Origin of the sequence: Kitasatospora fiedleri (assembly GCF_948472415.1) — a bacterium.
In the GTDB taxonomy this organism is placed as follows: domain Bacteria; phylum Actinomycetota; class Actinomycetes; order Streptomycetales; family Streptomycetaceae; genus Kitasatospora; species Kitasatospora fiedleri.
In genome coordinates this window covers 6,409,705-6,436,148 of sequence record NZ_OX419519.1, presented here as the reverse complement: position 1 = coordinate 6,436,148, position 26,444 = coordinate 6,409,705, and the positions used below count along the sequence as shown (strand labels likewise).

Annotated in this window: 22 protein-coding genes; 14 read left to right on the top strand and 8 right to left on the bottom strand. The window is 75.6% G+C overall.

The window, feature by feature from the left end; all coding sequences use genetic code 11:
• The first annotated feature begins 42 nt into the window (after nt 1–42).
• From QMQ26_RS28985 to QMQ26_RS28965, 5 genes are all read left to right on the top strand, one after another.
• Nucleotides 43–1,170 (top strand): ABC transporter ATP-binding protein, encoded by a 1,128-nt coding sequence (locus QMQ26_RS28985; protein ID WP_282203271.1) that lies wholly within the window; start codon nt 43–45, stop codon nt 1,168–1,170.
• Nucleotides 1,157–1,819, top strand: a complete 663-nt coding sequence (locus QMQ26_RS28980) for an ABC transporter permease (RefSeq protein WP_282203270.1) — start codon at nt 1,157–1,159, stop codon at nt 1,817–1,819. Before QMQ26_RS28985 ends, QMQ26_RS28980 begins: the two co-directional genes overlap by 14 nt.
• The gene (locus tag QMQ26_RS28975; RefSeq protein WP_282203269.1) at nt 1,816–2,556 is read left to right on the top strand and encodes an ABC transporter permease; all 741 of its coding nucleotides are present in this window, start codon (nt 1,816–1,818) and stop codon (nt 2,554–2,556) included. Before QMQ26_RS28980 ends, QMQ26_RS28975 begins: the two co-directional genes overlap by 4 nt.
• On the top strand, nt 2,553–3,491 hold the full coding sequence (locus QMQ26_RS28970; RefSeq protein ID WP_282203268.1) for an ABC transporter substrate-binding protein: 939 nt from the start codon (nt 2,553–2,555) through the stop codon (nt 3,489–3,491). The genes QMQ26_RS28975 and QMQ26_RS28970 overlap by 4 nt, the downstream gene beginning before the upstream one ends.
• 316 nt (nt 3,492–3,807) lie before the next feature.
• Entirely contained in the window at nt 3,808–5,856 is a 2,049-nt protein-coding gene (locus tag QMQ26_RS28965; RefSeq protein WP_282203267.1) for a glycosyl hydrolase family 18 protein, read from the top strand.
• 102 nt (nt 5,857–5,958) lie between these two features.
• Here QMQ26_RS28965 and QMQ26_RS28960 read toward each other — a convergent pair whose 3' ends face one another.
• From QMQ26_RS28960 to QMQ26_RS28950, 3 genes are all read right to left on the bottom strand, one after another.
• Nucleotides 5,959–7,230, bottom strand: coding sequence for a multidrug effflux MFS transporter (locus tag QMQ26_RS28960; RefSeq protein WP_282203266.1), 1,272 nt, complete (start codon nt 7,228–7,230; stop codon nt 5,959–5,961).
• A gap of 153 nt (nt 7,231–7,383) precedes the next feature.
• Nucleotides 7,384–7,854, bottom strand: coding sequence for a hypothetical protein (locus tag QMQ26_RS28955; protein ID WP_282203265.1), 471 nt, complete (start codon nt 7,852–7,854; stop codon nt 7,384–7,386).
• A gap of 221 nt (nt 7,855–8,075) precedes the next feature.
• Nucleotides 8,076–9,263: an acyl-CoA dehydrogenase family protein gene (locus QMQ26_RS28950; protein WP_100839669.1), complete on the bottom strand. Its 1,188-nt coding sequence runs from the start codon at nt 9,261–9,263 to the stop codon at nt 8,076–8,078.
• Nucleotides 9,264–9,476: 213 nt separating this feature from the next.
• On the opposite strand from QMQ26_RS28950, the gene QMQ26_RS28945 reads away from it, so the two are divergent.
• Nucleotides 9,477–10,895 carry a class II fumarate hydratase gene (locus QMQ26_RS28945; RefSeq protein ID WP_282203264.1) on the top strand — a complete coding sequence of 473 codons (1,419 nt, stop codon included), beginning with the start codon at nt 9,477–9,479 and terminating at the stop codon, nt 10,893–10,895.
• Nucleotides 10,896–10,966: 71 nt separating this feature from the next.
• On the opposite strand, the gene QMQ26_RS28940 is transcribed toward QMQ26_RS28945, so the two are convergent.
• The 4 genes from QMQ26_RS28940 to QMQ26_RS28925 form a co-directional block, all read right to left on the bottom strand.
• Entirely contained in the window at nt 10,967–12,364 is a 1,398-nt protein-coding gene (locus QMQ26_RS28940; RefSeq protein ID WP_282203263.1) for a lanthionine synthetase C family protein, read from the bottom strand.
• A gap of 52 nt (nt 12,365–12,416) precedes the next feature.
• Nucleotides 12,417–15,527, bottom strand: coding sequence for a lantibiotic dehydratase (locus QMQ26_RS28935; protein WP_282203262.1), 3,111 nt, complete (start codon nt 15,525–15,527; stop codon nt 12,417–12,419).
• 139 nt (nt 15,528–15,666) lie between these two features.
• The gene (gene lanA / locus QMQ26_RS28930; RefSeq protein ID WP_100839673.1) at nt 15,667–15,822 is read right to left on the bottom strand and encodes an SCO0268 family class II lanthipeptide; all 156 of its coding nucleotides are present in this window, start codon (nt 15,820–15,822) and stop codon (nt 15,667–15,669) included.
• Between the two features lie 443 nt (nt 15,823–16,265).
• Nucleotides 16,266–16,682: an SPW repeat protein gene (locus QMQ26_RS28925; protein ID WP_282203261.1), complete on the bottom strand. Its 417-nt coding sequence runs from the start codon at nt 16,680–16,682 to the stop codon at nt 16,266–16,268.
• Between the two features lie 159 nt (nt 16,683–16,841).
• Between QMQ26_RS28925 and QMQ26_RS28920 the strand changes: the two genes are divergently transcribed.
• The 8 genes from QMQ26_RS28920 (at nt 16,842) to QMQ26_RS28885 (ending at nt 25,293) form a co-directional block, all read left to right on the top strand.
• On the top strand, nt 16,842–18,218 hold the full coding sequence (locus tag QMQ26_RS28920; protein WP_282203260.1) for a phosphoribosyltransferase family protein: 1,377 nt from the start codon (nt 16,842–16,844) through the stop codon (nt 18,216–18,218).
• 133 nt (nt 18,219–18,351) lie between these two features.
• On the top strand, nt 18,352–19,563 hold the full coding sequence (hppD, locus tag QMQ26_RS28915; protein ID WP_100839675.1) for a 4-hydroxyphenylpyruvate dioxygenase: 1,212 nt from the start codon (nt 18,352–18,354) through the stop codon (nt 19,561–19,563).
• Nucleotides 19,564–19,599: 36 nt separating this feature from the next.
• On the top strand, nt 19,600–20,790 hold the full coding sequence (locus QMQ26_RS28910; protein WP_282203259.1) for a homogentisate 1,2-dioxygenase: 1,191 nt from the start codon (nt 19,600–19,602) through the stop codon (nt 20,788–20,790).
• Nucleotides 20,769–21,581, top strand: a complete 813-nt coding sequence (locus tag QMQ26_RS28905) for a hypothetical protein (RefSeq protein ID WP_282203258.1) — start codon at nt 20,769–20,771, stop codon at nt 21,579–21,581. Before QMQ26_RS28910 ends, QMQ26_RS28905 begins: the two co-directional genes overlap by 22 nt.
• Nucleotides 21,578–22,795, top strand: coding sequence for a fumarylacetoacetase (gene fahA, locus QMQ26_RS28900; protein WP_282203257.1), 1,218 nt, complete (start codon nt 21,578–21,580; stop codon nt 22,793–22,795). Before QMQ26_RS28905 ends, fahA begins: the two co-directional genes overlap by 4 nt.
• Before the next feature lie 245 nt (nt 22,796–23,040).
• The gene (locus QMQ26_RS28895; RefSeq protein ID WP_100839678.1) at nt 23,041–23,226 is read left to right on the top strand and encodes a hypothetical protein; all 186 of its coding nucleotides are present in this window, start codon (nt 23,041–23,043) and stop codon (nt 23,224–23,226) included.
• A gap of 96 nt (nt 23,227–23,322) precedes the next feature.
• Nucleotides 23,323–24,396, top strand: coding sequence for an enoyl-CoA hydratase/isomerase family protein (locus tag QMQ26_RS28890; protein WP_404814221.1), 1,074 nt, complete (start codon nt 23,323–23,325; stop codon nt 24,394–24,396).
• Nucleotides 24,397–24,516: 120 nt separating this feature from the next.
• Nucleotides 24,517–25,293: an enoyl-CoA hydratase gene (locus QMQ26_RS28885; RefSeq protein WP_100839679.1), complete on the top strand. Its 777-nt coding sequence runs from the start codon at nt 24,517–24,519 to the stop codon at nt 25,291–25,293.
• Between the two features lie 44 nt (nt 25,294–25,337).
• Here the strand turns inward: QMQ26_RS28885 and QMQ26_RS28880 are convergent, their stop codons facing one another.
• The gene (locus QMQ26_RS28880; protein ID WP_282203256.1) at nt 25,338–26,396 is read right to left on the bottom strand and encodes a serine/threonine-protein kinase; all 1,059 of its coding nucleotides are present in this window, start codon (nt 26,394–26,396) and stop codon (nt 25,338–25,340) included.
• Between the last annotated feature and the right edge of the window lie 48 nt (nt 26,397–26,444).

Below are 26,444 nucleotides of genomic sequence, written 5' to 3'. Positions count from 1 at the left end.
GGCCGAGCCAGCCGTTCCGGCCGACCCTCCGAGGACCCTTCCGTGATCAGATTCGAGGGCGCCGCCAAGCGCCACCCCGACGGCACGGTCGCCGTCCGCGGCCTGGACCTGGAGGTTCCGGCGGGCCGGACCACCGTACTGGTCGGCCCGTCCGGCTGCGGCAAGACGACCATCCTGCGGATGGTCAACCGGATGGTGGTGCCCACCGCCGGGCGGGTGCTGCTGGACGGGACGGACGTGGCGGGGCTGCCCGCGGCGCAGTTGCGGCGCGGCATCGGGTACGTGATCCAGCAGGCCGGGCTGTTCCCGCACCGCCGGGTGATCGACAATGTGGCGACGGTGCCCCGGCTGCTCGGCTGGGACCGCAAGCGGGCCCGGGCCCGGGCCGCCGAACTGCTGGAGCTGGTCGGCCTGTCGCCGGAGACCGCCCGCCGCTACCCGGCGCAGCTCTCCGGCGGCCAGCAGCAACGGGTGGGCGTGGCACGGGCGTTGGCGGCCGATCCGCCGGTGCTGCTGATGGACGAGCCGTTCAGCGCGGTCGACCCGCTGGTGCGTGCCGGGCTCCAGGAGGAACTGCTGCGCCTCCAGGCCGAACTGGGCAAGACCGTGCTGTTCGTGACGCACGACATCGAGGAGGCGGTCCGGCTCGGCGACCGGGTGGTGGTGCTCCGCGAGCACGGCGAGATCGCCCAACTCGCGGACCCGCACACCCTGTTGACCGCTCCGGCGGACGACGGCGTGGCCGCCTTCCTGGGCCGCGACCGCGGCCTGCGCGGGCTGGGCCTGCGCCCGGCCGGCGCCGTCCCGCTGGACGGGCTCCGGCCCGCCTACGGCGAGTGGACGCTGGCGCTCGACCCGGAGGGCCGCCCGGAGCACTGGGCGCGCGGCGCCGAGCGCCACCCGGCCCCGGTCTTCGCCCCGTCCCGGGACTCGCTGCGCTCCGCGCTGGACGCCGCCCTGCTCGCCCCGTCCGGCCTGGCCGTCGCGGTGGACGCCGAGGGCCGGGCGGTCGGCACCGCGAGCCGCGCCGCCGTGGTCGAGGCGCTGGCCCTGAGCCAGGCCGCACCGGCCGCGGAGGCCCCTGCCCCGGGGGCCGCGCAGGCCCCGACCGCCGAATCCCCGGCCGGGAGCTCCCCCGAGTCTGCGCAGGTGCCGCATGCTGGACGGTGAGCCGCTGATCCGCTGGCGCTGGCTCGGCGACCACCTCGGCTACCTGGGCGACCTGACGGCCGACCACGCGGTGATCGCGCTGGTGCCGGTGCTGATCGCGCTGCTGCTGGCGCTGCCGCTGGGCCTGGCCTGCGCGCGCTTCCCCCGGCTGTACCAGCCGCTGGCCGCGGTGTTCAACGTGGTGTACGCGCTGCCCTCGCTGGCGGTGTTCGTGGTGCTGATCCCGTACACGGGGCTGGCCACCCGGCAGACCGTGATGGTGCCGCTGACCTGCTACGCGCTGGCGGTGCTGCTGCCGACCGCGGTGGACGGGCTGCGCGCGGTGCCGGAGCCGGTGCGGCAGGCGGCCACCGCGATGGGCTACGGCCCGTGGCGGCGGCTGGCGGCGGTCGAGCTGCCGGCCTCGGTGCCGTACCTGATCGGGGGGCTGCGGGTCGCCGCGGTGTCCTCGATCTCGCTGGCGGCGGTGGGGGCGCTGGTCGGCCGGGGCGGGCTGGGCTACCTGTTCGTGGACGGCTTCCAGCGGACCTTCCCGACGCCGATCCTGGCCGGGATCGCCCTGGTGGCGCTGCTGGCGCTGGCCGCCGACCTGGTGCTGCTGCTGGCCCGCCGGGTGCTGGCGCCGTGGTCGCGGGGGGTGGCGCGGTGAACTGGCTGGGCTGGCTGCACGACTTCTTCGCCGACCCGGCGCACCGCTCGGGTCCGGACTCGATCCTGCACCGGGTGCTGGAGCACCTGGTGTTCTCCGCCGAGGCGCTGGGCCTGGCCGCGCTGGTCGCGCTGCCGCTGGGCCTGCTGATCGGCTACTCGGGGCGCGGCCTGTTCCTGGTGACGGCGCTGGCCGGCGTCGCGCGCGCCCTGCCGACCCTGGGCCTGGTGACGCTGGCGGTGCTGCTGGCGGGCGTCGGCGAGGCGGCGGTGCTGCTGCCGCTGACGGCGCTGGCCGCGCCGCCGATGCTGGTGGCCGCCGCCGAGGGGGTGCGCGGCACCGACCCGGACGTCCGGGACGCGGCCCGCGGCATCGGCCTGACCCACCCGCAGACGCTGCTGCGGGTGTGCGTGCCGGCCGCCGCCCCGACCCTGCTGGCGGGGGTGCGGACGGCGTCGGTGCAGGTGATCGCGACCGCCACGGTGGCCGCGTACGTCGGTCTGGGCGGCCTGGGCCGGTACGTGATCGACGGGCTGGCCACCCGTGACTTCCCGACCACGGTCGGCGGCGCCCTGCTGGTGGTGCTGCTGGCGGTGGCCGTCCAACTGCTGTTCGCCCTGTTCATCCGGCTCGCGTCGCCACCCGGCGCGCGCGCCGGCCGCACCACCGCAGAACCCGTACCCGTAGACACCGACGACCCCGCGGGCTCCCCCGCACTCGTGAAGGAATCCCCATGACGACCCGTCCGGTCAGAATCGCCCTCGCCGTCCTCCTGCTGACGGGCGCGGCGGCCTGCTCCTCCTCCGGCGGCGGCGACCCGCTGGCCGCGAAGTCCTCCGCCCCGGCGACCTCCGGCGGGCCCTCCAGCCAGGCGGGCGGCTCCGGGAAGACCGTGGTGGTCGGCTCGGCGAACTTCCCGGAGAACGTGCTGCTCGCCTCGATCTACTCGCAGGCCCTGCAGGCCAAGGGCGTGAAGGTGGAGGAGAAGTTCAACATCGGCAGCCGCGAGCTGCTGTACGGGCAGTTGCAGTCGGGCGCGCTGACGGTGCTGCCGGAGTACAACGGCGCGCTGCTGGCCTACCTGGACGCCAAGTCGACCGCCGCCAGCAAGGACCAGGTGAACACCGAGCTGAAGGCCAAGCTGCCGGCCGGGCTGGCGATCCTGGACTCGGCGGCGGCCGAGGACAAGGACTCGCTGACCGTCACCCAGGAGACCGCCGACAAGCTGGGCGTGAAGTCGATAGCCGACCTGGCGGGCAAGGCGCAGGACCTGGTGGTCGGCGGGCCGCCGGAGTTCAAGTCCCGTCGCGAGCAGCAGTTCAAGGACGCCTACGGGCTGACCTTCAAGGAGTGGAAGCCGACCGGCGACACCACCGCCAACGCGCTGAAGGACGGCACCGTCCAGGTCGGCAACGTGTTCACCACCGACCCGAAGGTGGTCCAGCTGAAGCTGGTGTCGCTGGACGACCCGAAGAACGTGTTCAGCTCGCAGAACGTCACCCCGCTGGTGAACACCGGCGGCCTGGACGCCACCGGGACGGCCGCGCTGAACGCGGTCTCCGCGAAGCTCGACACGGCCGGGCTGACCGCGCTGATGAAGCGCGTCGCGGTGGACAAGGAGGACCCGGCCGCGGTCGCCAAGGACTGGCTGAAGTCCAGCGGCCTGAGCTGATCCGCGCCGCCCGTCGGCCCCGCACCGAGCAGTCGGGTGCGGGGCCGACGGCATGTCAGGACCCTGATTCCCAAGGGTTGGCAAAGCTCTCGGAGGGCTGCCCCGGCGAACTGGAAAGAGTCTTGACAGATGCACTGGTCCAGACCAAACATGAGTCCGCTGTACTTCCCGACCGGGACGCATCGTGGGGGTGTGACCACCGGCCGGGGCGAGCCTTGCCCCGCACCACCCCGGCACTCCCTGTACCAGGCCGATCCACGCCCCCGTGCCCGAGCACCGGCACGCGGGCCCCCCTCCCATGCCTGATGGAGACTCGATGCGCCTTCACCGACCACTCCAAGCGCTGCTCGCCACCGGCGCGATGGCGGCCGCCTCGCTGGGGCTGATCTCCGCCCCCGCGCAGGCCGCCACCCCGCTGCCGCAGCACGTCTTCGCCCCGTACTTCGAGGCGTGGACCGGCGAGAGCCCGGCCGCCCTGGCCGCCCAGTCCGGTGCCAAGCACCTGACCATGGCGTTCCTCCAGGCCGCCACCAAGGGCTCCTGCACCGCCCTGTGGAACGGCGACACCTCGATGCCGATCTCGAACTCGGTGTTCGGCGCCGACATCGCCACCATCCGCGCCAACGGCGGCGACGTGATCCCGTCCTTCGGCGGCTACACCGCCGACAACACCGGCACCGAGATCGCCGACTCCTGCACGGACGTCAACCAGATCGCCGCCCAGTTCGAGAAGCTGATCACCACCTACGACGTCTCCCGGATCGACCTGGACATCGAGGACAACTCGCTGACCAACACGGCCGGCATCGACCGCCGCAACAAGGCGATCAAGATCGTCGAGGACTGGGCCGCCGCCAACGGCCGCAGCATCCAGTTCAGTTACACCCTGCCGACCACCACCAGCGGCCTGGCCTCCAGCGGGCTGGCGGTGCTCAAGAACGCGGTCACCAACAACGCGCGGATCGACGTCGTCAACATGATGACCTTCGACTACTACGACGGCGCCTCGCACGACATGGCGGCGGACACCCAGACCTCCGCGCAGGGCCTGTACAACCAGTTGGCGAAGCTGTACCCGACCAAGACCTCCGCCCAGCTGTGGAACTCGATCGGCATCACCGAGATGGCCGGCATCGACGACTTCGGCGCCGGCGAGACCTTCACCGTCGCCAACGCCACCACGGTCTACAACTGGGCGGTGAGCAAGGGCATCAACACGCTGTCCTTCTGGGCCCTCCAGCGCGACAACGGCGGCTGCCCGGGCACCGCCGGCTCGGACAGCTGCTCCGGCATCGCGCAGGGCACCTGGGACTTCAGCCACATCTTCTCGAAGTTCACCAGCTCCTCCGTCCCGGCCAACGACTTCTCGGTGGCGCTGAGCCCGGCCACCGGCTCGGTCACCGCCGGCGGCGCCACCTCCGCGACGGTCAGCACCGCCGTCACCTCCGGCTCGGCCCAGAGCGTCAACCTGTCGGTGACCGGCGCCCCGGCCGGCGTCACCGCCGCGCTCAGCGCCTCCACCGTCACCGCGGGCGGCTCCGCCACCCTGAACGTCTCCACCACCTCGGGCGTCGCCAACGGCAGCTACCCGCTGACCGTGACCGGCACCGGCGCGAGCGGCACCCACTCGGCGACCTACACCCTGACCGTCACCGGCGGCAGCACCGCCTCCGACTTCTCGGTCGCGCTGTCGCCCGCCGCGGGCTCGGTCGCCGCCGGCGCCGCCACCTCCGCGACGGTCGGCACCGCCGTCACCTCCGGCACCGCCGCGACCGTCAACCTGACCGTCTCCGGCGCCCCGGCCGGCGTCACCGCCGCGCTCAGCGCCTCCACCGTCACCGCGGGCGGCTCCGCCACCCTGAACGTCTCCACCACCGCCTCGGCGGCCCCGGGCACCTACACCCTGACCGTCACCGGCACCGGCGCGGGCAAGACCCACACCGCCACCTACGCGCTGACCGTCACCGGCACCACCCCGCCGCCCACCGGCCTGGCCAACGGCGACCTGGAGAGCGGCACCCTCGCCCCGTGGACCTGCCAGAGCGGCGGCGCGGTCGTCACCTCCCCGGTGCACGGCGGCTCCAAGGCCCTGAAGGTCGTCCCGACCGCCGGCGCCACCGGTGAGTGCGACCAGACCGTCACCCTGGCCCCGAACCACGCGTACACCCTGACCGCCTGGGTCCAGGGCCCGTACTCGTACGTCGGCGTCAGCGGCGGCGCCACCGCCTCCTCCTGGGCGAACGGCACCTCCTGGACCAAGCTGACCGTCCCGTTCACCACCGGCGCCAACGGCACCGTCACGGTCTACCTGCACGGCTGGTACGGCCAGGGCGCGGTCTACGGCGACGACTTCTCGATCGCCTGACCCCAGCCCGCCTCTGCTCCACCCCTGGACCCGGCCCGGCCGGTGGCACCCCGCCACCGGCCGGGCCGGGCCGCTTCCGGAACCACCGAGGAGCCCGGCCGCTCAGCGCTCCCGGCACAGCGGCAGGAAGGACGCCAGCGCCAGCACCGCGCAGCCCAGCACCACCGCGCCGAGCACCGTCGCCGACGGCCGCCCGCCCAGGCTGCTGAGCGGGGCGACCACCGCGCCGCACAGGTAGGTGCCGGTGCCCAGCAGCGCGGACGCCGAACCGGCGGCGTGCGGGGCCATGGTCAGCGCCCGGCCGTTGGCGTTCGGCAGGATGACGCCCATCGCGCCCATCAGCACGGTCAGCGCGGGCCACACCCCGGCCAGCCCGGCGTCCCACACGGTGGTGCACAGCACCACGGCGGCCCCGGCCAGCGCGGCGGCGGACAGGCCGCAGACCAGCAGCGTCCGCTCGGAGTACCGGTGCACCAGGAAGCGCCCGTTGACCTGGGTGACCGCCAGCAGCGCGATCGAGTTCACCGCGAAGACCAGGCTGTAGGTCTGCGGGGTGATCCGGTACACCTCCTGGAGCACCACCGAGGAGCCGCCGACGTACGCGAACAGCGCGCCGAACGCGAAGGTGCTGACCAGCAGGTAGCCGAGGAACACCCGGTCGCGCAGCAGCCCGCCGATCGCCCGGACGGTGGTGCCGGGGCCGCCGCCGTGCCGCCGCTCGGGCGGCAGCGTCTCGCGGACGCCGAGGGCGCAGGCCGCGGTGAGCACCGCGCCGAGCAGGGCCAGGGCGACGAAGGTGCCGCGCCAGTCGGTGACGTGCAGCAGTTGGGCGCCGGCCAGCGGGGCGACGATCGGGGCGAGGCCGGAGATCAGGCCCATGGTGGCCAGGAACCGGATCATCGCGACGCCCTCCAGCCGGTCCCGGACCACCGCCCGGGCCACCACCAGCGCGGCGGAGCCCGCGGCGCCCTGCACCACCCGGCCGGCCACCAGCAGCGGCATCGAGTCGGCGAACGCGCACAGCAGGCTGGCGGCGGTGTACGCGGCCAGGCCGGTGAGGATCGGGCGGCGGCGGCCGAGGCGGTCGCTGAGCGGGCCGAACAGCAGCTGGCCGAGCACCATGCCGAGCAGCGAGCCGGTCAGGGTGAGCTGGGCGGCCGGGGCGGTGGAGCGCAGGTCGGCGGTCAGGTCGGGCAGCGCGGGCAGGTAGAGGTCGGTGGTGAACGGCCCGAGCGCGACCAGGCAGCCCAGGGTGATCACGGTGGCGGTGGCGAACGGGGCGGGCCGCGGGGTCCCCGCGCCCACCTCCTCCGGCCGGAGCGGGAGGTCGGATGCGGTCTGGTCGCCGTCGGGGTCGACGGTCGGGCCTGGCATGGGGCTCCTCACGGATGGCGGGTGTGCGCACCGTCCTATCCCATCCACCCGCCCGGGCGGAAACCGGACCCGCCGGTCCGCCACCCGGTACCCGCTCGGCCGCCACCCGCTCGGCGGCCACCCGCCGCCCGCTCGGCCGCCCCCGCTCGGCGGCTACCCGGTCGGCCCGGCGGTGCGGGCCCCGGCGGTGCGGGCCCCGGCGGTGGCCGGGGCGCCGCGCCAGCCGTAGAGCTGGTCGCCGACCAGGGCGACGTCGTACTGCCCGCAGTGCGCGGTGGCCCGGCGCGGGGTGTCGGTCGGGAACCAGTGGGCGCGCAGGTGCGGGTCGGGCGCCGGGCTCGCCAGGGTGCAGTCGGCGGGCAGCGCGCGGCCCGGGAGGGTGGCGCGGATCAGCCGCTCGCCCTGCTCGCCGGGGGCCAGGAAGGCGATGCCGGTGGCGGAGTCGGGCAGCCAGCGCGGCACCTCGGTGCGGTCGGCCTTGGCGGCGGCCCCGCTGGGGTAGCGGACGGTCTGGTCCATCCGGTCCTGCGCCCGCTGGATCGCGGCGGGCGCCACCATCACCAGCAGCATCGTCGCCGCCGCTCCGCCGAGCACCACCGTCGCCGCCGTCCGTCCGCCGCCCATCGCCCCTCACCCCTTTTCCCGCCGTTCCGGTCCTTCCCCTCCATGGTGGGTGCGGGCGGGGGCCCGATCCATGCGCACCAGGTACCGGGCGGGGTCCGCCGGAAGTCGGAGACCGGGGGCCGGGACCCCGACTTCCGGCGGACCCGCGACCGCCCGGCGGGAGGACCGGCGGTGCGCGCGGACGACCCCGCCGGTCCGGCGCGCCGACCGGTGGACTCCGGTCAGCGGTAGGCGGATTCGCCGGTGATCGCCTCGCCGAGGACCAGGGTGTGCACCTCCGAGGTGCCCTCGTAGGTGAGCACCGACTCCAGGTTGTTGGCGTGCCGGAGCACCGGGTAGGCGGTGGTGATGCCGTTGGCGCCGAGGATCGTGCGGGCGGTGCGGGCGATCTCCAGCGCGGTGCGGACGTTGTTGAGCTTGCCGAAGGAGATGTGCGCGGCCTGCGCGCGGCCCTCGTCCTTGAGCCGGCCGATCCGGACCGCGACCAGGTACGCCTTCTCCAACTCCAGTGCCATGTCGACGAGTTTCTGCTGGGTCAGCTGGAAGCCGCCGATCGGGCGGCCGAACTGGACCCGGTCGCGGGCGTAGTCGACCGCGGCCCGGTAGCAGTCCCGGGCGGCGCCGACGGTGCCCCACAGGATGCCGTAGCGGGCCTCGCCGAGCGAGGAGAGCGGGGCGCGCAGGCCGCGGGCGTCCGGGAGCACCGCGTCGGCGGGCAACCGGACGCCGTCGAAGGCGAGTTCGCTGGTGACGGAGGCGCGCAGGGAGAGCTTGCCGGGGATGTCGCGGGCGGTGAAGCCGGGGGTGCCGCGCGGGACGAGGAAGCCGCGCACGCCGTCCTCGGTGCCGGCCCAGACCACCGCGACGTCGGAGACCGAGCCGTTGGTGATCCACAGCTTGGCGCCGTCCAGGACCCAGTCGGTGCCGTCGCGCCGGGCCCGGGTGCGCATCGAGGCCGGGTCGGAGCCGGCCTCCGGCTCGGTCAGCCCGAAGCAGCCGACGGCCCGTCCGGCGGCCAGCTCCGGCAGCCAGTGCCGCTTCTGCTCCTCCGAGCCGAAGGCGTGGATCGAGCGCATGGCGAGCGAGCCCTGCACCGAGACGAAGCTGCGCAGCCCCGAGTCGGCGGCCTCCAGCTCCATGCAGGCCACCCCGTACTCGGTGGCGGTCGACCCGGTGCAGCCGTAGCCCTCCAGGTGCATCCCGAGGACGCCCAGCTTGCCGAGTTCCGGGGCGAGTTCGCGCACCGGGAAGGTGCCCCGCTCGTACCAGTCGGCGAGGTGCGGGCGGACGTGCCGGTCGGTGAACGCGCGGACGGTGTCGCGGATCAGCCGCTCGTCCTCGGTGAGCAGTTCGTCGACGCCGAGCAGGTCGAGCGGGTCGGGGCGGCCGGCGGGTGCGGCGGTGGCCATGGGCGGGCTCCTCGGAGGGTACGGGGGGGTGCGCGGGGGTGTTCGGGGTAGGCGCGGGTGCGTCACCGCTGTCCCTACCGGTCGGTACGCCGCGCGGTCAAGGGCGCCACGGCGGGCCCGGCCGGCCGGTCCGGTCCGCCGACACGCGGCGGCGGCGCGCCGGGAATGCCGGGCGTCCGTGGAAGGCTGACCGGTCCAGGAGGTGTACCGACCATGGCGGACGGACAGCACGAACAGCAGCGGTGGCGGACCGAGCACGACTCGATGGGCGAGGTCCGCGTCCCGGCGGCGGCCAAGTGGCAGGCGCAGACCCAGCGCGCGGTGGAGAACTTCCCGGTCTCCGGGCAGCGCCTGGAGCGCGCCCACATCGCGGCGCTGGCCCGGATCAAGGCGGCCGCGGCCACCGTCAACGCCGGGCTCGGCGTGCTCGACGCGGAGACCGCGGCGGCGATCGGGTCCGCGGCCGATGAGGTCGCCGAGGGGCGCTGGGACGACGAGTTCCCGGTGGACGTGTTCCAGACCGGCTCCGGCACCTCCTCCAACATGAACGCCAACGAGGTGATCGCCACCCTGGCCGCCGAACGCCTGGGCCGCCCGGTCCACCCCAACGACCAGGTCAACGCCTCGCAGTCCTCGAACGACGTCTTCCCGTCCTCGATCCACATCGCCGCGACGGGCGCCGTCCTGCACGAGCTGGTCCCGGCCCTGGAGCACCTGGCGCGGGCGCTGGAGGCCAAGTCCGCGGAGCACGCCGAGACGGTGAAGTCCGGCCGCACCCACCTGATGGACGCCACGCCGGTGACGCTCGGCCAGGAGTTCGGCGGCTACGCGGCCCAGGTCAGGTACGGCGTCGAGCGGCTGCGCGCGACGCTCCCCCGGGTCGCCGAACTCCCGCTCGGCGGCACGGCGGTGGGCACCGGCATCAACACCCCGCCGGGCTTCTCGGCCGCCGTCATCGCCGAGGTGGCCCGCGCCACCGGCCTGCCGCTGACCGAGGCCCGCAACCACTTCGAGGCCCAGGGCGCCCGGGACGGCCTGGTCGAGCTCAGCGGCCAGCTCCGCACGATCGCCGCGGGCTTCACCAAGATCGCCAACGACCTGCGCTGGATGGGCTCCGGCCCGCGCACCGGCCTGGCCGAGATCAACCTGCCCGACCTCCAGCCCGGCTCCTCGATCATGCCGGGCAAGGTCAACCCGGTGCTGCCCGAGGTGGTGCTGATGGTCGCCGCCCAGGTGATCGGCAACGACACCACCGTCACGGTGGCCGGTGCGAGCGGGAACTTCGAGCTCAACGTGATGCTCCCGGTGATCGCCCGGAACGTGCTGGAGTCGATCCGCCTGCTCGCCACCTCGGCCCGCCTGCTGGCGGACCGGGCGGTGGACGGCCTCACCGCGAACGTCGACCGGGCCCGCGAGTACGCCGAGTCCTCCCCGTCGGTGGTCACCCCGCTCAACCGGTACCTCGGCTACGAGGAGGCGGCGAAGGTCGCCAAGCAGTCGCTGGCCGAGCGCCGGACCATCCGCGAGGTGGTCCTCGACCGGGGCTACGTGGAGCGCGGCCTGCTCACCGAGGCGCAGCTCGACGCGGCGCTCGACGTGCTGCGGATGACCCGCCCGCGGGACGCCGACTGACGGACGGACGGGCAGCCGACCGGCGGGCGGCCGGTCGGCCGGCCGCCGGTCGGCCGCCGGTCGGCCGCCGGTCAGGACAGCAGCAGCGGCATGTCCCAGTCGCGCGGGGTGCCGCCGACCGCGTACGAGTCGAGGGCGAGCGCGACACCGGCCGCCCCGTCCAGGTAGCCGGAGACGTCGCTGGCGAACGGCCGGCGGGTCATGGTGAAGCGCAGGCCGAACGGGGCGTCCGGGTCGAAGGCGTCCAGCAGCCGGGTGGCGGTCTCGTCGCGCCGCCGCTCGATCCGCTCGTCGGCGAAGTGCTCGTTCAGGCGGCCGAGTTGGTGCAGCGCGCCGGCCCAGCCGTGGCACAGCGCGTGGTCGGTGACGCCCCAGTCGTCGAGCGGCAGGCGCAGCAGCCGCTCGACCGAGTCGCGGGCGGTGGCCGTCCAGTCCGGCCGGTCCAGGGCGGCCCCGGCGGTCTGCAGGGCGCGCGAGACGCCGGGCGCGCCGTAGCACCAGGACGGCCAGCCGGCGGGCTCGCGGTACGCGTCGGGGCCGGCCAGGTACGCGTCGAGGCCGAGGTAGCCGGGCCAGTAGGTGCCGTGCCCGTCGCGCACCGCCCAGCGCACCAGCAGGTCGGCGGTCTCCTCCAGCGCCTCCCGGTGGCCGGGCAGCCGGACGCCGTCGCGCCAGGCCAGCGCGAGCAGCATCAGCGGGCCCGCGACGCCGTGCGAGAGGCCGAGGTTGAGGTGGCCGTCCGGCAGCAGGTGCTCGGAGCCGGTCCGGGGCGCGTCCAGCGCCCACCAGCGCGGGACGCGGGCGCCGCGGTGGCGGGTGGTGCCGCGGGCCAGCGCGATCAGGTAGCCGAGGACCTGCTCCAGCTCCGGGCCGCAGGTCTCGGCGCGGGCCAGCAGGTAGCGGCCGACGCCGGTCATGCCGCGCACCACCTCGTAGTGCCCGATGGTGGCCAGCGGGCCGGGCGGGACGGTGGGCAGCGCGGTGCGCACCAGCTGCCGCTGGTAGGCGTCGAGCCGGTGCAGCGCGGTGGTGTAGCCGCCGGTGGCGCGGTGGGCGGCCAGCACGGCGAACGCGAGCGCGCCGGGGCCCTTGAAGATCCCGCTGGGCACGGTGTCGCCGTCGGCGGCGGCCCGGGTCGCCACCGCCAGGTAGCCGTGCGCCCGGGCCGTCCGCTCGGTGCCGGGCCGGGCGCCGCCGCTGAACGCCAGGGAGAGCCCGGGGCTGCCGCTGCCGAGCGTCAGCTCGGCCCAGACGTTCTCGCCCGCGCCGTCGCCCGCCGCGCCCTCGCCCGCCGCCCCGCCGTCCGCCGCCCCGTCGTCCGCGGCTTCGGCGGGTATCCGGGTGGCGGCCGCGGTCGCGGCGGGGTCGGCGAGCCGGTCCAGGATCAGGTCGGACAGCCGCCCGGCGGCTTCGCGCAGCCGGGCGCGTTCCGCGGGCACGGCGGCGGTCATCGGTACGGCGGCGGTCATCGGGGGCTCCGGTCGTCGGTGGCGGGTCGGGGACGGGCGGTCCGACGGGTCGTCACTCCCGCCGCCCGCCGTGCGCCGCCCGGCCGATCAGCGTCCGGGCGGCGCCGCGCAGGACGGCGTAGCCGCGGGCCTCGGCGGCCGGGTCGATGCCGAACAGGCGGTTGTGCCGCATGTGCAGCAGCGACATGACGGCCTCGTCGCGGTCGGCCTCGGGTGCGGCGAGCAGCAGTCGGCCGAAGTCGCGCGGGGCCGGGGAGTCGGTCCAGAGCGGGGCGAGGTCGGGGACGCCGAGGTGCTCGGCGGCGTGCCGGGCGGCGTCGCCGGGCCGGATCAGCCGGTCGGCCAGGGCGCGGTGGCGCTGGTAGGCGCGGTGGTCGTCGCCCTTCTCGAACAGGTGGACCGCCCAGGCGCACCAGTCCCAGGCGCCGAGCGAGTCCAGCAGCACGGCGTGGCCGACGGCGGCGAGCACCTCGTCGGGGACGGCGGCGGCTCCGGCGCGGCGGGCCCGCAGGTGGAGCAGCGCGGAGCGGCTGTCGGTCTGGAAGAGCCGTTCGGCGCTCTCCTGGGCGTCCGGGCCGAGGTAGCGGTCGGTCTCGGGCCGGTACGCGTCGAGCGCCATGGTGCGCAGCGCGCCGTTCCCGACGAGTCGGCGCACGTGCCGGGTGAGGGCGGGCAGGACGCGGCCGGCCAGCGCGGCGGGGTCGCCGTGCAGGCGCAGCCGCAGGTGGGGTTCGGGGTCGCGGTAGCGGAGGAAGAACCAGCGGTCGACGTCGTCCTCGACCTCGGCGAGCAGCGCGGGCAGGTGTTCGGCGAGCAGGGTGTCGTGGGTGCCCGGTTCGGCGTACAGCTTGGCGAACAGCCAGTCCTCGCCGGGGAGGTGGACCCGGGTGGGGGCGGTGCGGACCGCGGACCTGGCGAGCGGCGGCCGGGCGTCGGCGGGGGCGGCGTCGGCGGGGGCCGGGCGGGCGGCGCGGAACAGCGGGACGACGATCTCGGTGCTGTGGCCGTGGTTCCAGCCGAGTCCGGCGCCGTCGGCGGTGAGGTCCTGGAAGAGCTGGAACCTCGGTTCGGGGGCGGTGAGTTCGGCGCGCAGCAGGTCGGCGTCCCAGCTCTCGCGCAGGTCGATCGGGAAGGTCCGGTCGTTGCTGGCGAGTTGGAGCCGGTCGGGCACCCGGTAGCGCTCGCGCCAGGCCCGCAGTCCGTCCGTCCAGGCGGCGGGTCCGGCGGTGCGGGCGGCGTCGCGCAGGCGGCGGCCGGGCAGCCAGCGGCGCGGGGTGGTGAGGACCCTGCCGTAGCGGACGGCGGGCAGGTAGGGCAGGGTGTCCAGGCCCGCCCAGTCCCAGCCGGACCAGACCCGGGGGCGGGCGGCGGCCAGGTCGGCCAGGAAGCGGGCGACGGGCGGGGCCTGCGCGTCCAGGGCGAGCATGTGCGGGAGGACCGGGACGACCGGGCGGCCGGTGTCCGGGTGCAGCAGGCGCAGGCCGTCCTCGCCGGCGGCGACCAGCAGGGTGCGCCAGTCCAGGCAGTGCGGGTCGCCGCGGTCGGCGGCGACGCCGATCGGCAGGCGGTGCGGCAGCAGCGGCGGCACCTGGACGAGGTTGAGCGAACGCGGGTCGCGCGGGGCGAGTTCGACCTGGACGGGCAGCGCCGGCCCGTCGGCGGGTCCGGCGGCGAGGGCGGCCAGGCCGTCGGTGAGGCCGGCCAGGTCGGCGAACCGGCCGGCGGTGGCCCCGGCCGTCCAGGAGCCGGTGTGCGGGCTGCCGAGCAGCAGGAACTCGCCGCGGTCGAGGGCGGCGGCGGAGTCGGCGAGGAGCTGGAAGCAGAGTTCCAGGGTGCGCGGCGGGCGGCTGCCGCCGGGGGCGTGGCCGGCGGCGTCGGCGAGGCGGTCGATGTCGGCGTCGGCGAGCACCAGGTCCCCGCCCGCCAGCACGGCCTGCTGGACGAGTTCGGCGACGGCGTTGCGGCGCGGCCGGTCGGCGTCCTGGCCGGGCCCGGAGCGGGAGTGCGCGGGCGCGGCGCCGCCGTACTCGGGCGGCAGGCCGAGGCCGCGGTGCGGGTCGGCGAGGTCGGCGAGCGGGACGGCGCTCGCGGTGCCGTAGTGCTCGACGAAGCGCTCCCGGTAGTCGCGCAGGTGGTGCAGGGTGGTCCACTCGGGGGTGATCGCCCAGATCGCGGCGGCGTAGCGGCGCACCTCGGCGCCGACCTCCTCGGGCAGCACCAGGTCCGCGCCGGTGCGCAGGTCGACCTGGACGGGCGGGCGTTCGCCCGCGCGGCCGTCGGGGTCGAGGGCGCGGACGCGTTCCAGCAGGTGCCGCCAGGAGGCCAGGCCCGCGCCGGGGCGGTCGCGTTCGTGGGCGGTCGCGGCGGCCCGGACGGCGCGCAGTCCTTCGGCGGCCGCGGGGAGGGCGCCGTCGAGGGCGGCGTCGATCCGGTCCAGCAGGGCGTCGTCGATCCGGTGCGGGGTGAGCGAGGTGAGCAGGAAGCCGTGCTGGACGAGTCCGGCGAGCAGGCCGTCGATCCGTTCGGGGGCCACGGCGGGGAAGCGGCCGGCCAGGTCGGCCAGCAGGTCGGCGTACCCGACCGGGCGGGCGGCGGCCTCCCGGACCCGGGCGACCAGGGCGTTGTCGCGCACCGAGACCTCGCGTTCGCCGGTGTGCCGCAGCAGGCGGCCGTCGCGCAGCACGCACAGGTCGTCGAGGACCACGTCGACCCGGCGGCGGACCTCGGGCACGGCGAGCCAGTCCAGCACCCGGCGGTGCAGCCAGCCGCCGTCGAGGCGGACCCGGACCCGGCCGGGGCCGGGCGGCGGGATCTTGGCGGCGGCGCCGAACCGGGCCCGGCCGACGCCGGCGAACAGGCCGAACGGGGTGGGCCGGCCGCCCGCGCGGCGGGCGTAGCGGGTCAGGGTGCGGGCGGCGCTGACGGTGCGCTTGCGGCCCAGGGCGGCGGCGCCGCCGGGTTCGGCGAGCCGCTGGAGGCTGAGCGCGAGGCTGCCGCTGGCGACCTCGACGGCCTGCCGCAGCAGCGGGTCGGCGGCCAGGCGGCGGGCGCCCGGGGCGGGGTCGGCCGGGTCGATCCGGGGCTCGGCGCCGGTCCGCGGGATGCCGGCCGTCCGCACCAGCACCGGTTCCCGGACTTCGAACAGGTCCAGCTCTGCGCGCACGTTCGTGGGGCCCCTCGGGTTCGCGGGTGGGAAGAGCTTCGCGGGCGGGAAGGAGGGCGTCCCGGGCGGGACGGGCCGCCCGGGCGGGAGGGAGCGCGCGGGGCGGGCCGCAACCCGCCCCGCGCGCACAGCCGTCCGGTCAGCAGCAGACCGGGCAGCGGGTGCCGATGGCGTAGCTGCTCGGCGAGGTGTAGGTGCCCCGGCCGAACTCCTGGGTCTGCTCCGCGACGTCCGCGATGCGGAGGTCCAGGTCGAGGTCGGCGGTGTCGGACTGCACGGTGATCTCGGTGCGCATATCCCCTCCTGAGGGCTCGTGGGTCCGCCCGGAACGGTGGCCCGGGCGGTGTCCGGTCCGGACGGTGGTCCGGCCCGGCGCGAGGCACCACTGTTTCCCGGCTTCCCACGATGTGGTGAGTGTGGTCCCGGCCAACCTGGGCCCCACCCGTCACACCCCGCCCCCGGTGTCCCCGGCCTGCACTTCCGTCCCTCCCGCCGCGCCGCCCGGGGCGTCCGGTCCCGGCCGTCCGGGCGGCCGGAGGTTTCGACGGGGAAATCGGGATCACCACTGCTCCCGGCCGGGCACGAACCACCGGTGGGACGTGTGCGACGGGCCTCGACGCCGGTTTCCGGTCCGAGCCGCTCTTTGACCAGAACTTGACGGAAACTTGTCCGCGCGTGACGGCGGGGCCCCGTCGGGGCCCCGCCGTGCCGGGGGCTTCCGGGCCCCGGTTCCGGGTCCTACCGGCGTCGGCCGGACATGCCCGCGGCGACCAGGCCGACCGCGGCCAGGGCGAGGCAGGTCATGACTCCGCCGGTGATGACGTTGGTCAGGATGGTGCGGCGGACGTGCGCTCCGCCGTTGACCGCCCAGGGGGCGATGACCGTCCAGGCGCCGATCGCCACGCACGCCCAGGCCCGGGCGTGGGTGCGGCCGAAGGCTGAGCCGTAGCCGGCCATCAGGACGGCGTAGGCGATGCCGAGCACCAGGTTGCTGACGGCCAGTCCGGTGAAGCCGGAGAAGCCGACCACCCAGGGGGAGATCGCCAGGAACAGGCCGGCGCAGACGGCGAGTGCTTCCGTCCCCTGCCCGGCGGTGGTGGATGTGACGCGCTCCGCGTGTTCACGCAGGGCCAGGATGTCCGGATGGTGTTCCATGCCCGAAGGCGCATGGGTCGACACCTGGACCACCTCCTCGTAGTCAGGACATGCGAGCCAATGGGTCGCTACCCGCCCTGGGCGGTAAATAACGCTACCCGCCGGTTTGTCCTTATTTTTCCCTTACGCGCGTACCGTGGGAGGGGAAGGGGTTCCGCCATGCACTTCACCGATCGGACCGACGCCGGACGCCGGCTCGCCGCGGCCCTCGACCCGGAGCACGTCCCCGGCCTGCGCGACGCCGTCGTGGTCGCGCTGCCGCGCGGCGGCGTGCCGGTGGCCGCCGAGGTCGCCGCCGCGCTCGGCGCGGAGCTGGACGTGTGCGTGGTGCGCAAGGTCGGGGTGCCCGGGCAGCCGGAGCTGGCGATGGGCGCGGTGGGCGAGGACGGCGCCCGGGTGGTGAACCAGGAGGTGGTGGACGCGGCGGGCGTCCGGCCGGCGGAGTTCGCGGCGGCGGAGGCCCGGGAGCGGGCCGAGCTGGCCCGGCGCGCGGCGCTCTACCGGGGCGGGCGGGCGCCGGTGCCGCTGGCGGGGCGGACGGTGCTGGTGGTGGACGACGGGGTGGCGACCGGCTCGTCCGCGCTGGCGGCCTGCCGGATCGTCCGGGCGCGCGGCGCCGCGCGGGTGGTGCTGGCGGTGCCGGTCGCCCCGCCGGACTGGGCGCGGCGGCTCGGCGACGCGGCCGACGGCTACCTGGCCGTGCACACCCCGGCGGGCTTCCGGGCCGTGGGCGAGTACTACCGGGACTTCCGGCAGACCACCGACGCCGAGGTGCTGGCCGCGCTCACCCCGGCCCCCGCGCCCGCGCCCGTCGAGCACGCGCTCCGGCTCGGCACCGGCCCGGCCGTCCTCACGGTGCCCGAACGCCCGCGCGGCGTCGTGCTGTTCGCGCACGGCAGCGGCTCGGGCCGGGACAGCCCGCGCAACCGCGCGGTCGCCGCCCGGCTGCACCGGAAGCGGCTGGCGACCGTGCTGTTCGACCTGCTGGCGCCCGGCGAGGCGGACGAGCACTGGAAGGTGTTCGACCCGGGCCTGCTGGGCGGGCGGCTGACCGGGGCGACCCGGGAGGCGCTGCGGCACCCGGCGCTGGCGGGCCTGCCGTACGGCTGGTTCGGGGCGAGCACCGGCGCGGCGGCGGCCCTGTGGGCGGCGGCCGGGCCGGACGGCGGCGGGCCGGACGGCGGCGGGCCGGACGGCGGGCCGTACGCGATCGTGGCGCGCGGCGGCCGGCCGGACCTGGCGGCGGCACGGCTGCCGCTGGTGACGGTGCCGACCCTGCTGATCGTGGGCGGGGCGGACCGGGAGGTGGTGGAGTGGAACCGGCAGGCCCGTTCCGAACTGGGCGGCGAGGGCGTCCTCCAGGTCGTGCCGGGTGCCGGGCACCTGTTCGAGGAGCCGGGCGCGCTGGACGCGGTCGCCGAGCTGGCGGCCGGCTGGTTCGTCCACCGGCTGCCCGCCGCCCCGGAGCGCGGGCGGGACGGCGGGCAGGAGGGCCGGCGGGAGGGCGACCGGGGAGGCGAACCGGCCGGTGACTGAGCAATCCGTCCAGCCCGTACCCCGACCGGCTGCTCACCTTGTACACATTGAGCAGCCGGATTCGGACCTGTTGCCCACCTCACCGAGCAGGAGCAAGCTCTGCGCAACCGCCCTCGACGTGGAGGAATGCCCCATGACCGCCGACGCCGCTGTTGAACTGACCCCCGAGGAGCTCCAGGCCGGTCTGACGGCCGAGCAGTTGCGCACCCTGGTGGGCCTGGTGGAGTACGACGCCTCGACCGACCCGTTCCCGGTGACCGCCCAGGACGCGGTCGTCTTCGTGGTCGGCAACGCGACCCAGACGGCGCAGTTCTACCAGGCCGTGTTCGGCATGGAACTGGTCGCCTACTCCGGCCCGGAGACCGGCCGCCGCGACCGCAAGTCCTTCGTGCTGCGCTCGGGCTCCTGCCGCTTCGTGATCGAGGGCGGGGTGACGCCGGACAGCCCGCTGCTGGACCACCACCGCCGGCACGGCGACGGCGTGGTCGACCTGGCCATGGAGGTCCCGGACGTGGACAAGTGCATCGCGCACGCCCGCGCCCAGGGCGCCACGGTCCTGGAGGAGCCGAACGACGTCTCGGACGAGCACGGCACGGTGCGCCGGGGCGCGATCGCCGCGTACGGCGAGACCCGGCACACCCTGGTCGACCGCTCCCGCTACACCGGCCCGTACCTGCCGGGCTACGTGGCGCGCGCCTCGACGGTGGTCCGGCCCGAGGGCGCGCCGAAGCGGCTGTTCCAGGCGCTGGACCACGCGGTGGGCAACGTCGAGCTGGGCCGGATGGACGAGTGGGTGTCGTTCTACAACCGGGTGATGGGCTTCGTGAACATGGCGGAGTTCGTCGGCGACGACATCGCCACCGAGTACTCGGCGCTGATGTCGAAGGTGGTGGCGAGCGGCAACCACCGGGTGAAGTTCCCGCTGAACGAGCCGGCCGTCGCGAAGAAGAAGTCGCAGATCGACGAGTACCTGGAGTTCTACACCGGCCCGGGCTGCCAGCACATGGCGCTGGCCACCAACGACATCCTGACCACGGTGGACGTGCTGCGCTCGCGCGGCGTGGAGTTCCTGTCCACCCCGGACTCGTACTACCAGGACCCGGAGCTGCGCGAGCGGATCGGCCACGTCCGCGTCCCGATCGAGGAGCTGCAGTCGCGCGGCATCCTGGTGGACCGCGACGAGGACGGCTACCTGCTGCAGATCTTCACCAAGCCGATCGGCGACCGGCCGACCGTCTTCTACGAGTTCATCGAGCGGCACGGTTCGCTGGGCTTCGGCAAGGGCAACTTCAAGGCGCTCTTCGAGGCCATCGAGCGCGAGCAGGACCGGCGCGGCAACCTCTGACGGGCAGTCACCCAGGCGACAGGGAGAAGCGGGACGATGGCGTACTACCGGCAGCTGGGCTCGGTGCCGCCCAAGCGGCACACCCAGCACCGCACCCCCGAGGGGGGCCTGTACTACGAGGAGCTGATGGGCGAGGAGGGCTTCTCCTCGGACTCCTCGCTGCTGTACCACCGGTACATCCCCTCGGCGGTGACGGCCGCCTCGGTGTGGGAGCTGCCGGACCAGTCGACCACCGCCAACCTCCCGCTGCTCCCCCGCCACCTGAAACTGCACGGGCTGTTCCCGGGCGAGGAGTGGAAGTCGGCGGACGCCGTCACCGGCCGCCGGCTCGTCCTCGGCAACGCGGACGTGCGGATCTCCTACGTCGCGGCGGGCGCCCCCAGCGAGCTGTACCGCAACGGGCTGGGCGACGAGTGCGTGTACCTGGAGTCCGGGACGGCCGTGCTGGAGACGGTGTTCGGCGCGCTGGAGGCGGGGCCGGGCGACTACGTGCTGATCCCCCGGGCCACCACCCACCGCTGGGTGCCGACCGGGGACGGGCCGCTGCGCGCGTACTGCATCGAGGCCAACAGCCACATCACCCCGGCCCGGCGCTACCTGTCGAAGTTCGGCCAGCTGCTGGAGCACGCGCCGTTCTGCGAACGGGACCTGCGCGGCCCGCAGGGCCCGCTGCTGGTCGAGGGCGGCGGCGAGGTGGACGTGCTGGTCAAGCACCGCGGCCCGGGCGGCGTGGTCGGGACGCGCTACACGGTGCCGCACCACCCGTTCGACGTGGTGGGCTGGGACGGCTGCCTGTACCCGTACGCGTTCAACATCGCGGACTTCGAGCCGATCACCGGGCGGGTGCACCAGCCGCCGCCGGCCCACCAGGTGTTCGAGGGCACCAACTTCGTGATCTGCAACTTCGTGCCGCGCAAGGTGGACTACCACCCGCTGTCGATCCCGGTGCCGTACTACCACGCGAACGTGGACAGCGACGAGGTGATGTTCTACTGCGGCGGGAACTACGAGGCCCGCAAGGGCTCCGGCATCGGGCAGGGGTCGGTCTCGCTGCACCCCGGCGGCCACACCCACGGCCCGCAGCCGGGCGCCTACGAGCGCTCGATCGGCGTGGAGTTCTTCGACGAGCTGGCGGTGATGGTGGACACCTTCCGCCCGCTGGAGCTCGGCGAGGCCGCCACCGCCGGCGAGGACCCGGACTACGCGTGGACCTGGGCGCGGCGATGAACGTACCCGAGCTGTACCGCGGGCTGTTCGACGACGCGGCGGTCTTCCCGCCCGGCGACCTGCCGCTGGCCGAGGCCGTCCCCGCGCACCGGGCGCACCGCGCCGCCCGGTACGCGGCGGCGGTCGGCCCGCTGCTCGCGCCGGTCGACCGGCTGGCCGAACTGCGCGCGCTGGAGCCGGAGTTCGCCGTCGGGCTGGTGGTCGGCCCGGGCCGGCTGGCGGAGGCGCTGAAGGCCGCCGACGGCCTGCCGGTCACCGCCGTCGAGTACGCGGCGGGCCCGGACGTCCGGGCGGCGGTGGCCGAGTTGGACGCGCTGCTGCCCGACGGCGTCGGGGCGGCCGTCGAGCTGCCCCGCTCGGCGCGGATCGAGGACGGCCTGGACGCCCTGGCCGGCACCCGCTACCGCGCCAAGTACCGCACCGGCGGCCTGGCGCACGCGGCCTTCCCGTCGGTGGCTGAGCTGGCCGGCTTCCTGCGGGGCTGCGCGGAGCGCGCGCTGCCGTACAAGTGCACGGCGGGGCTGCACCACGCGGTGCGGTACACCGACCCGGGCACCGGTTACGAGCACCACGGCTTCCTCAACCTGCTGCTGGCGGCCGGGAGTTCGAGCCGGGAGCAGGCCGTCGCCCTGCTCGCCGAACGGGACGGGGCCCGACTGGCCACCGCCGTCGAGTCGCTGACGGAGCGTCAGGTGTCCGGCATCCGCGCCTCGTTCACCTCGTTCGGCACCTGTAGCATCGCCGAGCCGCTGGAAGACCTCGCCCGACTCGGCCTCCTGGAGACCCCTTGACCACCGCCGCCTGGCTCGACCTGCCCGCCGACTCCCCGTTCGGCGTCCACAACCTCCCCTACGGCGTGTTCACCGCCGCCGACCGGCCCGGCCGGCGGCGGATCGGGGTGCGGATCGGGGAGCTGGTGCTGGACGCCGGGGCGGCCGCCCGGGCGGTCGGCCCGTCCTCGGCGCTGCTGGAGGCGGAGAACCTCAACCCGCTGATGGCGTCCGGCCGTCCGACCTGGCGGGCGGTGCGCGCCGCGCTCACCTCCTGGCTGACCGACCCGGCCCACCGGGCGGCCGTCGAGCCCTGCCTGCTGCCGCTGGCGGAGGTCGAGCTGCACCTGCCGTTCGAGGTCGCCGACTACGTCGACTTCTACGCCTCCGAGCACCACGCCACCAACCTGGGCAAGCTCTTCCGGCCCGGCCAGGAGCCGCTCACCCCGAACTGGAAGCACCTGCCGATCGGCTACCACGGCCGGGCCGGCACCGTGGTGGTCTCCGGCACCCCGGTGGTCCGCCCGCACGGCCAGCGCAAGGCCCCCGCCGACGCCGCGCCGAGCTTCGGCCCGTCCCGCCGCCTGGACATCGAGGCCGAGGTCGCGTTCGTGGTCGGCACGCCCAGCTCGATGGGCCACCCGGTGGCGCTGGCGGACTTCGCCGAGCACGTCTTCGGCGTCTGCCTGCTCAACGACTGGTCGGCGCGCGACATCCAGGCCTGGGAGTACGTCCCGCTCGGCCCGTTCCTCGGCAAGTCCTTCGCCACCTCGCTCTCCCCCTGGGTGGTGCCGCTGGACGCGCTGGAGCACGCCCGGGTGGAGCCGCCGGCCCGCGACGTGGCGCCGCTGCCCTACCTGGACGACCGCGGGGCCGAGCCCTGGGGCCTGGACCTGGCGCTGGAGGTCTCGCTGAACGGGCACCCCGTCTCCCGGCCCCCGTTCGCCACCATGTACTGGACCGCCGCCCAGCAGCTCGCCCACCTGACCGCCAACGGGGCGAGCCTGCGCACCGGTGACCTGTACGCCTCCGGCACGGTCTCCGGCCCCGAGCCGGACACCCGGGGCGCGCTGATCGAGCTGACGTGGAACGGCGAGCAGCCGCTCAAGCTCCCCGACGGCACCGACCGGACCTTCCTGGAGGACGGCGACGAGGTGTCCGTCACCGCGACCGCCCCCGGGCCGGGGGGCCTGCGGGTCGGGTTCGGCGAGGTCACCGGGACGGTCACCGGCTGATCCGCCGGGAGGACGATCGGCCGACCTGACAGCGGGCCGATCCTCCGGCGTGCTGCGGACCCGTCAACGGCGCGTCCGCAGCACGCCGCCGAACGGGTGAGGTTCCGGGACCGCAAACCCCTCCACCGCTAGAAGTTGACCCGACATTCCAGCGACCTCCCCCCGAGCCGGGCCGCCCACGCCAGGCACCGAAGGGGCAGGCCGCGACCGTTCGCGGACAACTCTCTTCCCCGGAGGAACCCCCGATGATGAAGCTGCGCACCCTGGTCTGCGGAGCCGCGCTCGCCGCCGCCAACCTGCTGCTGCCCGTCCCCCAGGCCCAGGCCCTCCCGCTGGCCCCGCACCCCGTGGCGCTCTGCGCCTTCTCCCCGCGCCCCCTCGCCCCCGCCGCCGCCCCGGTCCTGCTCGCCACCCCGCTGCACCCCTGCTGAGGCCCCCCTGACGGGGCTGCCGACCGCCGCTCCCGGACGCCCGGTACGGTGCGACGGAGGATCTTCGTACTTTCCGGACGGACGGGAGCGGTGACGGTGCACCCCCAGGACACCCAGGACATCCAGGACACCCAGCGGGACGTGCTGGTCGAGCGGACCGGCCCGCTCGGCCGGATCACCCTCAACCGGCCGCGCGCCCTCAACTCCCTCACCCACGCCATGCTGGAGACCGTCCGGGCCGCCCTGGACGCCTGGGCCGCCGACGAGGCCGTGACGGCCGTGCTGCTCACCGGCACGGGCGAGCGCGGCCTGTGCGCGGGCGCCGACATCCGGGCGATCCACGACGACGCCAAGCGCGGCGGCGCCGGCGGCCGGGCCTTCTTCCGGGTCGAGTACCCGCTCAACGAGCTGATCTCCCGCTACCCCAAGCCGTACGTCGCGCTGATGGACGGCATCACCATGGGCGGCGGCGTCGGCCTGTCCGGGCACGCGGGCGTCCGGGTGGTCACCGAGCGCTCGGCCGTCGCCATGCCGGAGACCCGGATCGGCCTGGTCCCGGACGTCGGCGGCAGCCGCCTGCTGGCCCTGGCCCCCGGCGAACTCGGCACCCACGTCGCGCTCACCGCCGCCACCATGACCGCCGGCGACGCCCTGCACTGCGGATTCGCCGACCACTTCCTGCCCTCCGCCGCGCTGCCCGCCCTCGCCGACCGGCTCGCCGCCGGGGACGACCCCGCCAAGGCCGTCGCCGAACTCGCCGCGCCCGCCCAGCACTCGGCGCTCGCCGAGCAGCACGGCTGGATCGACCACTGCTACGCCGCCGACAGCGTCGAGGAGATCCTGGACCGGCTGCGCGCCACCGGCCTGCCCGCCGCCCTGGACGCCGTCGAGCAGCTGCGCGCCAAGTCCCCGACCATGCTCAAGGTGACCCTGGCCGCGCTGCGCCGGGCCCGCGCGCTGCCCTCGCTGGCCGCCACCCTGGACCAGGAGTACCGGATCTCCTGCGCCGCGCTGGCCCACCACGACCTGGTCGAGGGCATCCGCGCCCAGGTCGTCGACAAGGACCGCGACCCGCACTGGTCCCCCGCCACCCTGGCCGGGGTCTCCGCCGCCGACGTCGCCCGCTTCTTCGAGCCGCCCGCCGACGGCGACCTGGGCCTGGCCCGGTGACGCCGGGGTGACCATCGTCTCGCCTGTCGAGACTGGCATCCGGCCCGGCGTTCGGAGATCGTGTCCAGCGGCAGAGTTTCCGGCGGAGTTCCCGCTCAGCGTGGAGAGGAAGAACCGGCGATGACCGAGTACGAGACGATCCTGGTGGACCGCGAGGGCCGGGTCGGCATCATCACCCTCAACCGGCCCAAGGCGCTCAACGCGCTCAGCACCGAGCTGATGAACGAGGTGGTGGCGGCGGCCCGGTCCTTCGACCGCGACCCGGAGATCGGCGCGCTGGTGATCACCGGCTCCGCCAAGGCGTTCGCCGCGGGCGCCGACATCAAGGAGATGCAGGACAACCGCTTCCCCGAGGTCTACCTCGACGACTGGCTCGCCCCCTGGGACGAGCTGGGCCGGCTGCGCAAGCCGGTGGTCGCCGCGGTCGCGGGCTACGCGCTCGGCGGCGGCTGCGAGTTGGCGATGCTCTGCGACGTGCTGATCGCCGCCGACACCGCGAAGTTCGGCCAGCCCGAGATCACCCTCGGCGTCATCCCCGGCATCGGCGGCTCGCAGCGGCTGACCCGGGCCGTCGGCAAGGCCAAGGCCATGGACCTGTGCCTGACCGGCCGGATGATGGGCGCCGAGGAGGCCGAACGGGCCGGCCTGGTCTCCCGGATCGTCCCCGCCGAGCAACTGCTCACCGAGGCGGTCGCCGTCGCCGGGACCATCGCCGCGATGTCGCTGCCCGCCGCCGTGATGATGAAGGAGTCCGTCAACCGCGCCTTCGAGACCACCCTCGCCGAGGGCGTCCGCTTCGAACGGCGGCTGTTCCACGCCGCCTTCGCCACCGCGGACCAGAAGGAGGGCATGGCGGCCTTCGCCGAGAAGCGCCCGGCCTCCTTCACCCACCGGTAGGCGGGGCCGGTCGGTCGGCCCAGCCGGTCGGTCCGCCCAGCCGGTCAGTCCGCCCAGCCGGTGAGCGCCGCCGCGACCGCCTTCAGCGTCGGCTTGTGGGCCGACGCGCCCGCCAGCCGCTCCAGTTCGGCCCGGGCGTCCGGGCCGCCGAGGGCGGTCAGGGCGCGGACGGCGGCCGCGGCGGTCAGCGGCGAGCGCGGGCCCAGGCCGCGGACCGGGATCAGCGCGGCCTCCGCCAGGACGCCCAGGGCCCGGGCGGCGTCGGGGTGCGGCGGGGTGAGCGCCAGCAGGGCGGACAGCCCTTGCAGGGCGCGCCAGTTGAACGGGTCGGGGTCGTGCAGGGCCGGGCCGGAGCGGTACGGGGAGGGCAGGCCGTCCCGGCGCGGCTGCCCGGTCAGCGCGAACCACCCGGCGACGGCCTCGCGCAGCGGCCCCGGCCCGACCGCGTCCACCAGCGGCCGCCCGGCCCGCAGCCACCGCGCGGCGGGCCTGGCCCCGGTGGCGGTCAGCGCGTGGGCCAGCAGCTCCCGCCAGGCGGGCCCGGCACCGGCCAGGTCGGCGAGCGCCCGATCGGCCCACGGCTCACCGGGGTTGAGCGGCGGCTCGGTGAACCGGGCGGCGAGGGCCGGGAGTCCGGCCGGGTCGGCGGCCAGCACGGCCGAGCGCCGGACGGTCGCCACCACCGCGGCGGGCAGCTCCCGCCCGGCGGCCAGGTCGGCCTCCACCAGGGCGGTCAGCCGCCAGCCCTCCCACAGCGCCGGCCGCCCGGCCGCCTCGGCCAGCAGCGGCTCCCGCCAGGGGGCCAGCTCCCGGTCCGAGAGCCCCTCCGCCAACAGCACGTGGAGCGCGGCCAGGCCGCGGCGCTCCGGCGGGGCGTGCACCGCCCCTCGCTCCAGCCCCTCGCTCAGGCGCACCAGCAGCGACACCCGCCGCTCGACCGGCAGCGCCCGGAGCCGCCGGACCAGCCCGCCGCCGTCCAGCGTCCACTCGCCGCGGTGCTCGGCGTTGCGCCGGTACAGGTCGCGGGCCAGCGCCTCCAGGCCGTCGGGGTCCGCGGGCTGTCGGTCGGGGGCCGGTCCTCCGCCGGCCGGGTGCTGCGGCACGGGTGCGCTCCCCCCTGCGTCGGGTGGTCCGGCGGGTCGTCTGTCGGG